Here is an 8482-nt window from a genome sequence, read left to right on the forward strand (position 1 = left end):
CGCTCGCTAGCGCTCGCTCCGCGGCTCGAACCGGACGGTCACCGCCTTGAAACCGGGCGTGTTGGACTCCCGTGCCACGTTCTGACGGTGGACCAGGTTGTTGGCCTCGGGGAAGTAGGCCGCGCAGCAGCCGCGGGCCGTCGGGTAGGACACCAGCCGGAACTCCTCCGCCCGACGCTCGCTTGTCACGCCGTCCGAGCCGGTGAACACACTCACCACGTCGACCAGCTGGCGGTCCGCGAGGCCCAGGTCGCGCAGGTCATCCGGGTTCACGAGGATCACCCGGCGCCCCTCGGAGATGCCCCGGTAGCGGTCGTCGAGACCGTAGAAGGTGGTGTTGTACTGGTCGTGGGACCGCATGGTCTGCAGGATCAGGTGCCCGGCCGGGGCCTCGAGCCACTCGAGCGGTGACACCGTGAAGTGCGCGCGCCCGGACGGGGTGGCGAAGGACCGGGTGTCGCGCGGTGGATTGGGCAGCACGAACCCGGACTTCTGCCGCACCCGCCGGTTGTAGTCGGTGAAGCCGGGGATCACCCGCGCGATGTGGTCGCGGATCACGTCGTAGTCCTCCGCCATCGCGCGCCACCCCACCGGGTGGTCGTGACCGAGGATCGCCTCCGCCATGCCCGCGACGATCTGCGGTTCGCTGAGCAACTGCTCCGACACCGGCTCCAGCCGCCCCTGGGACGAGCGGATCACCGACATCGAGTCCTCCACTGAGACGAACTGTGCCCCCCCGGGGTGGCGGTCGTCGCGGTCCGTCCGCCCGAGAGTCGGGAGGATGAGCGACGTCTGCCCGTGGACCACGTGGGAGCGGTTGGGCTTGGTCGACACGTGGACGGTCAGCCCGGTGCGTTGCATCCCCTTCTCGAGGACGTCGGTGTCCGAACAGGCCTTGGCGAAGTTGCCGCCCATGGAGACGAACACGTCCACGTCACCGCGCTCGAACGCCTCGAGCGTCTCGGTCGAGTCGTAGCCGTGCTCACGCGGCGAGGTGATGCCGAACTCGTCGTCGAGCCCGTCCAACAACCTCGCGCCCGGCTTCTCCCAGATCCCCATGGTCCGGTCGCCCTGCACGTTCGAGTGGCCGCGGACCGGGCAGGCGCCGGCGCCGGGTTTGCCGAAGTTGCCCTGCAGCAGCAGGACGTTGACGATCTCGCGCAGGGTGTCCACCGAGTGGGGCTGCTGCGTGAGTCCCAGAGCCCAGCAGATGATCGTGCCCCGCGAGTGCACGAGCAGCGTCGCCAGTCGCTCGATCTGGTCGCGGCGCAGACCCGTGGCCCGCTCGGTGGTCTCCCAGTCAAGCTCGGCACGCGCGGCGGCGTAGTCCCGGAAGCCCTCGGTGCACGTGTCCACGAAGTCGCGGTCCACGACCGTGCCGGGCGCGGCCTCCTCGGCCCGGAGCAGCAGGTGGCCCAGGGCCTGGAACAGCGCGAGGTCGCCACCCACCTTGATCTGCAGGAAGTCATCCGAGACGGTCTCGCCCCCGCCCTCGACCAGGCTCTTGGCGATCCCGGTGGGGGACTGCGGATCGGCGAACCCCAGCAGTCCGGCCTCGGGCAACGGGTTGACCGCCACCACGTGGGCCCCGCGCCGCCGGGCGTCGGTGAGGGTGGAGAGCATCCGTGGGTGGTTGGTGCCGGGATTCTGTCCGACGACGAGGATGACGTCCGCGTGATCGAAGTCCTCGAGCGAGACAGTCCCCTTGCCGATGCCGATCGTGGGCGTCATGGCCGACCCGGAGGACTCGTGGCACATGTTGGAGCAGTCGGGCAGGTTGTTGGTGCCGATGGACCGCGCGAGAAGTTGGTACATGAACGCGGTCTCGTTGGCCGTCCGACCGGAGGTGTAGAACACGCAGCGGTCGGGCGAGGTGGCGGTGACGTGCTCGGCCATGAGCGCGAACGCCTCCCGCCAGCCGATCGGAGAGTAGTGCTCGTCGCCGGGCCTGAGCACCACCGGCTCGGTGATCCGGCCCTGGTTGCCCAGCCAGTACTCGGTCTTGTCCCGCAGCTCGCGGATCGGGTGGGCGGCCCACCACTCGGGGGTCACCGTCCGGGTCGTGGACTCCTCGGCCACCGCCTTGGCGCCGTTCTCGCAGAACTCCGCCGGCTTGCGCGGACCGGTGATGGACTCGGGCCAGGCGCACCCGGGGCAGTCCGTGCCGCCGCGGTGGTTGAGGCGTGCCAACGCCCGAGCCGTCCGGGTCGCCCCGGCCTGCGAGATCCCCCGCTCGAGCGCCACCGAGACGGCCTTGAGCCCCGCCGCGCTGGTCTCGGGTTCGCCGACCCGCAGGTCGGCCTCGTCGATGTCGGCGACGGGCGCGGACCGACGGATGCGGGGGACGAGGCTCATGGACCCATTGTGCGCCGGAACACACCGCGCCGCAGCCGCGGCCCGGGAGTGCGCGCGGTGCCGGATCAGTCGGCGACGCGCTCCGGATGGGTGTAGACGGTCGCGCGGTCGCCCCTGCTGAACCCGACCAGCGTCACCCCGGTCTCGGCGGCCAGGTCCACGGCCAACGACGAGGGGGCGCTGACCGCGGAGATCACCGGGATCCCCGCCATGGACGTCTTCTGCACGAGTTCGAACGAGGCACGCCCGGAGACCTGCAGGATCGTCTCCCGCAGCGGGAGCCGGCCCTCGCGCAGGGCCCAACCCACCACCTTGTCCACCGCGTTGTGCCGACCGACGTCCTCGCGCAGACAGAGCAGGTCGCCGTCGGGGGAGAACAGGGCCGCCGCGTGGACCCCGCCGGTGCGGCCGAAGACGATCTGGCCCTCGCGGAGCCGGTCGGGAAGGGAGAGCAGGACCGCAGCCCCGACCAGGGGGGTGGCCGGCTCGGCGGGGAAGTGGGTCGCCTTGCGCACCTCCGCGACCGAGTCGACGCCGCACACCCCGCAGGAGCTGGTCATGGCGGTCGCGCGGACGGACCGGGGCTCCGGGACATCCGGGGACAGGGTCACGGTGAGGGTGTTGTAGTCCTGCTCGGTGCGGCCGCTCACGGTGGTGCAGTAGCAGATCTCGGGGAGGTGGTCGCGGTGCCAGATCGCCCCCTCCGACACCAGGTAACCGGCGGCCAGGTCCATGTCGTCGCCCGGGGTGCGCATCGTGACGAGGTAGGGGCGTCCCCCGAGACGGACCTCCAGCGGCTCCTCCACCGCGAGGGTCGCCACCTCACGTCTGGCGTCACTGCCGGCGATGATCCTCCGCGCGGGGTGACGACTCGTCCGTCGTCCCATGGTGCAGAGGCTAGCCGGTGGACTGGTCAGCTGGCGGACCGGTGGGCGACGCGCAGGACGCCTGCGCCGCGGACGTCCCCCGCGTCCAGGTAGGCGAGGGCGTCGGTGGCCTCGTCGAGCCGGTACTCGTGGGTGGTGGGACGGAGGCCGAGGCGCTCGGCCAGGGCGAGGAACTCCTCGCCGTCGGCCCGGGTGTTGCTCACCACGCTGGTCACGGTCTTCTCGTGGAACAGGTGCCGCTGGTAGTCGAGCCGGGGGATGTCGGAGAGGTGGATCCCGGCGACGGCCAGGGTCGCACCGGGGGCGAGTGCCGCCAGGGCAGCCGGCACGATCTCCCCCGCCGGTGCGAAGAGGATGGCGGCGTCGAGTGGGACCGGGGGTTGTTCGTCGGCGCCCCCGGCCGAGGTCGCCCCGAGGTCGAGTGCCAACCGGCGCGCGCCCTCACCCCGGGTGAGCACGTGGACCTCTGCCCCCTGGGCCAGGGCGAGTTGCGCGGTGAGATGGGCCGAGCCGCCGAAGCCGTAGATACCCAACCTCCCACCCGGCGGGAGCGCCGCGCGCTTCAGTGCGCGGTAGCCGATGATGCCCGCGCACAGGAGCGGCGCGGCCGAGAGGTCGTCCAGCGCGTCGGGCAGGGCGTAGGCGAAGGCCTCGGGAACCGTCGTGAACTCCGCGTAGCCCCCGTCGGCGTCCCATCCGGTGTAGCGGGACCGGGCGCACAGGTTCTCCCGCCCGGTCCGGCAGGACGCGCAGCTCCCGCAGGTGCCGCGCAGCCACGGGACACCCACCCGGTCACCGGTGAGGAACCGGACGCACCCGGGTCCCGATCCGACGACCTCGCCGACGATCTCGTGTCCCGGGACCACCCGCGGTCGGCGGACGGGCAGGTCACCGGTGGCGACGTGGAGATCGGTCCGGCAGACCCCGCACGTCAGGACGCGGAGGAGGACCTCTCCCGGCCCGGGCTCGGGCACGGGGAGCTCGACGAGGTCCAGGGGCGACTCCGCCAGCGGGCCCGGCTCGCGGACCACCCAGGCACGCATCGGCGTCATGGTTCCGGTCACCTCGATCCTGCGGTGCGGTGACGGCGATCCTATCCCCGACGGCCGGCTCGAACCACCCCTGGACAGTGAGCTGGACCGGCGTCGGGACGGCCGGAACCGCGACGAGGTTCGGGACCCGCCCCCCGGGGATTCGTGGGGTGGGTCCCGGACCTCGAGGGGTCAGATGTAGATGGCGGGGTCGATGTAGAACTGCGCGTCGCGCAGCTCCTCCTTCGACTCCGTGGCGGGCTTGGCGACGCCCGGGATGCCCACGACGATCGAGTTGGCCGGGGCGTCCTTGACCACCACGGCGTTGGCGCCGACCGACGAGTCCGAACCGATCTCGACGGGGCCCAGGATCTTGGCCCCGGCGCCGACGGTCACGCGGTCGCCCAGGGTGGGGTGGCGTTTGACCTGTTTGAGCGAGACGCCGCCCAGGGTGACCCCGTGGTACAGCATGCAATCGTCGCCGATCTCGGCGGTCTCCCCGATGACCACGCCCATGCCGTGGTCGATGAAGAACCGTCGACCGATGGTGGCACCGGGGTGGATCTCGATCCCCGTGAGGAACCGGGTGAACTGGCTCAGGACGCGGGCCGCGAACCGGCCGGTCCCGCCGGCCACCCACAGTCGGTGGGAGAGCCGGTGGGACCAGATCGCGTGCAGGCCGGAGTAGACGATCGCGTTCTCGACATCTCCCCGGGCCGCCGGGTCGTGGGCACGCGCCGCGGCGAGATCCTCGCGCAGGGTGCGCAGGATCCCCGCCGCGGGCGCGTCCGCGTTCGACGGAGTCGGGTCGGTCATCAGTCGCGGTAGTCCTCGAACAGCATGGTGGACACGTAGCGCTCGCCGTAGTCGCACACGATCACCACGATGGTCTTGCCGGCGTTCTCGGGACGCTTGGCCACCTCGAGCGCGGCCCACACGTTGGCACCGGACGAGATGCCGGCGAGGATGCCCTCCTCGGTGCCGAGGCGCTTGGCGATCCGCAGCGAATCGTCGAGGGTGACGTCGATGACCTCGTCGTAGATGTCCCGGTTGAGGATCTCGGGGACGAAGTTGGCGCCCAGACCCTGGATCTTGTGCGGTCCGGCCTTGCCCTCGGTGAGCAGCGGCGAGTCCTTGGGCTCGACGGCCACGATCTGGATGTCCGACTTCTGCTCGCGCAGGTACCCGCCGGCGCCGGTGATGGTGCCGCCGGTGCCGATGCCGGCGATGAAGATGTCGACCTCGCCGTCGGTGTCCTCCCAGACCTCGGGGCCACTGGTCCGGCGGTGGACGTCCGGGTTGGCCGGGTTGGCGAACTGCCGGGCCAGGACCGCGTTCTCGCGGGTGGAGGCGACCTCCTCGGCCTTGGCCACTGCGCCCTTCATGCCCTCGGAGCCCGGGGTGAGGATGAGCTCGGCACCGTAGGCACGCATGACCGCACGGCGCTCGACCGACATGGTGTCGGGCATGACCAGGACGGACTTGAAACCGCGCGCGGACGCGACCATGGCCAGCGCGATGCCGGTGTTGCCGGACGTGCCCTCGACGATCGTGCCACCGGGCTTGAGGGCGCCGGAGGCGACCGCGTCGTCGATGATCGCGGCGCCGATGCGGTCCTTGACGCTGGCGGCCGGGTTGGCGGACTCCAGCTTGGCGAGCACGGTGGCCTGGAGGCCGTCGGTGAGGGAGTTGAGGCGGACCAGGGGCGTGTGGCCGATGGTCTCGGTGATGTCGGAATAGATCTTCGCCATTGGTGAGTTCCGTTCTTCAGAATGAACCGATCTGTCTATCGGCAAGTGTACGTGATCCCGCACCCGTCCGGACCACGCCCGCGTGAAATGACGGGGCCGGCGAAATGCCGCAGCGCCCGGACCCCGTGGGGCCCGGGCGCTACCGGTCGAGGACTCAGTTGTCGGAGTAGAGCGCCTCGATCTCGCTGCCGAAGCGGTCGTGCACGACGTTGCGCTTGAGCTTGAGCGTCGGGGTGAGCTCACCGCTCTCCACCGAGAACTCCGCCGCGAGGATCTTGAACTTGCGGATGGACTCGGCGCGGGAGACGGACTTGTTGGCCTGGTCCACCGCGTCCTGGATGGCGCCGACCAGTTCGCCGTCCTGGAGCAGGTCCGCCACCTCGCCGGTCTTGCCGTGCTTGTCCCGCCACGCCGGGAAGGTCTCCTGGTCGATGGTGATCAGCGCTGCGATGTAGTTGCGGTTGTCGCCCACCACGACGGCCTGGCTGATCAGCGGATCGGCCGAGAGGAGGTCCTCCATCTGGGACGGCGACACGTTCTTGCCGCCGGCGGTGACGATGAGGTCCTTCTTGCGGCCGGTGATGGACAGGTAACCGTCCGAGTCGAGCTCGCCGATGTCACCGGTGTGGTACCACTCGCCGGTCCACGAGTCCTCGTTGGCCTGCGGGTTCTGCCAGTAGCCCTTGAACAGGGTCTTGGCCTTGGCCAGGATCTCGCCGTCGTCGGCGATCTGGATGGTCACGCCCGGGATCGGGCGACCGACGGAACCGATCTTCGCCTGGCCGATCGGGTTGACGGTGAGCACGCCCGAGGACTCGGTCAGGCCATAGCCCTCGAGGAGGTCGAAGCCGGCGCCCCGGTAGAAGTGACCCAGGCGGGCGCCCAGGGGGCCGCCGCCGGAGATGATGCGGTTGCACTCGCCGCCCAGGGCGTCGTGGAGCTTCGAGTAGACCAGCTTGGAGAACAGCTTCTGCTTGAGCGCCAGGCCCGCGGACGGCTTCCCGCCACCCTCCATGGCCATGGAGTAGTCGATCGCGGTCTGCACCGCGGCCTTGAAGATCTTGGCCTTGGCGCCGCCGGCGGCCTCGGCCTTGCCCGCGGCGGAGTTGTAGACCTTCTCGAGCACGCGCGGGACCGACACGAGGAAGGTCGGGTGGATCTCCGCCAGGCGCTCGACGACCTTGGTCGTGTCGGGCTCGTGGGCCACGGCGACGCGCTTGTAGAAGCATGCCACCTCGAGGATGCGGGCCAGCACGTGTGCCAGCGGCAGGAAGATCAGGGTGCGGCTGTTGGGGACGAACGCGTCCTTGAGCTGCTCCTCGACCGACATCACGACGCCGGCGAACCCGCCGTGCAGGATCTCGCAGCCCTTGGGGTTGCCCGTCGTGCCGGAGGTGTAGATGATGGCGCACCGGTCCTCGTGGCCCGTCGCCAGCGAGGCCTGCTCGAGCTGCTCGTCGGTGACATCCGCTCCCGCGGCGGTGAGCTGGGCGACCAGGTCGTTCTCGATGACCATGATGTCGCCGTTCCACTCGGTGCCGGACGTCAGCACCTCGCGGAGTTCGAGGTTCTCGACCACGGCGAAGGTCGCGCCGGAGTCGGTGAGGATCCAGTCGCACTGGCCCGACGAGGAGGTCTCGTAGATCGGTACGGTGACGGCGCCGACCGCCCAGGAGGCCCACGCGATGAGCGACCACTCGTAGCGGGTGTGGCTCATGATGGCCAGGCGGTCACCGGGCTTGACGCCCCGGGCGATGAGTCCCTTGGCGACGCCCTTGACCTCTTCCAGGTACTGGGCGCAGGTGACCTCCTTCCAGTCGGTCCCGACGAGCCGCAGTACCGCGACGTCGTTCGGGGCCTCCTCCGCGTTCTTGAACAGGAGTCGGCCGAGGTTCTCGACAGGGAAGGGCTTGGTTACTGGAGGGGTGGCGAACTCGGTCGTCATTGCGATCCTTAGGTCATGTGTGGCCTGTATCACTGGCAAGTGTAGAGGGTTGGACGCTGTCCGTGTTCAGCACGGTCTATTTAGATCCGTTTATGAGGGGCGCGTCAGGTTCGTGATCCCGGTTCCTGTGATACGGGTTACACTGACGACATGTTCGGGGGCACGGGACCCGCGGCGAGCCTGCTGGTGGCCGAGTCGTGGGAGCGCAGCAGGCATCGGGGTATCGACCCCACCGTGGTCGCGCCGTCGGTCGAGTTGGAGGGCCCGGACCTCTCCCGCCACGTGGCGGAGCACCGGATGGCGTCGGTCCTCCCGGTGGTCGAGTCGGTCCTCGTGCCTGGCGTGGTCTCCAGCGGGCACATCGTCGCCGTCGCGGACGAGCGGGGACGGTTGCTCCGCGTGATCGGCGACCGGGGCGTCCGGTCCCGCGCGGAGTCGATGGCGTTCATCCCCGGCGCGGTCTGGACGGACGAGGCGGTCGGGGCCAACGCGCCGGGGCTCGCGCTCCGGCAC

Annotated in this window: 6 protein-coding genes and 1 pseudogene; 1 reads left to right on the plus strand and 6 read right to left on the minus strand. The window is 70.2% G+C overall.

The genetic code is table 11. The features are described 5' to 3' along the window. Nucleotides 1-6: 6 nt before the first annotated feature. The 6 genes from G6028_RS06155 to G6028_RS06180 all read right to left on the minus strand — a co-directional run bounded on the left by G6028_RS06155 (nucleotide 7) and on the right by G6028_RS06180 (nucleotide 7969). Entirely contained in the window at nucleotides 7-2355 is a 2349-nt protein-coding gene (locus G6028_RS06155) for an FdhF/YdeP family oxidoreductase (protein ID WP_182658346.1), read from the minus strand. 65 nt (nucleotides 2356-2420) lie between these two features. Next, nucleotides 2421-3242 carry a formate dehydrogenase accessory sulfurtransferase FdhD gene (fdhD, locus tag G6028_RS06160; protein WP_179524171.1) on the minus strand — a complete coding sequence of 274 codons (822 nt, stop codon included), beginning with the start codon at nucleotides 3240-3242 and terminating at the stop codon, nucleotides 2421-2423. Between the two features lie 26 nt (nucleotides 3243-3268). After that, nucleotides 3269-4285, minus strand: coding sequence for a zinc-dependent alcohol dehydrogenase family protein (locus G6028_RS06165; protein WP_182658348.1), 1017 nt, complete (start codon nucleotides 4283-4285; stop codon nucleotides 3269-3271). A gap of 180 nt (nucleotides 4286-4465) precedes the next feature. Beyond that, the gene (gene epsC, locus G6028_RS06170) at nucleotides 4466-5089 is read right to left on the minus strand and encodes a serine O-acetyltransferase EpsC (protein WP_182609696.1); all 624 of its coding nucleotides are present in this window, start codon (nucleotides 5087-5089) and stop codon (nucleotides 4466-4468) included. Continuing rightward, a complete protein-coding gene (gene cysK, locus G6028_RS06175; protein ID WP_179524173.1) occupies nucleotides 5089-6024 on the minus strand; it encodes a cysteine synthase A in 936 nt (311 codons plus the stop codon). The genes epsC and cysK overlap by 1 nt, the downstream gene beginning before the upstream one ends. A 154-nt stretch (nucleotides 6025-6178) precedes the next feature. Continuing rightward, nucleotides 6179-7969 (minus strand): AMP-dependent synthetase/ligase, encoded by a 1791-nt coding sequence (locus G6028_RS06180; protein ID WP_182658347.1) that lies wholly within the window; start codon nucleotides 7967-7969, stop codon nucleotides 6179-6181. Between the two features lie 150 nt (nucleotides 7970-8119). Here G6028_RS06180 and G6028_RS06185 point away from each other — a divergent pair. Then, nucleotides 8120-8482: pseudogene (locus tag G6028_RS06185) on the plus strand (transcriptional regulator); the annotation flags it as partial.

Source organism: Dietzia cercidiphylli (assembly GCF_014145145.1).
GTDB lineage: Bacteria > Actinomycetota > Actinomycetes > Mycobacteriales > Mycobacteriaceae > Dietzia > Dietzia natronolimnaea.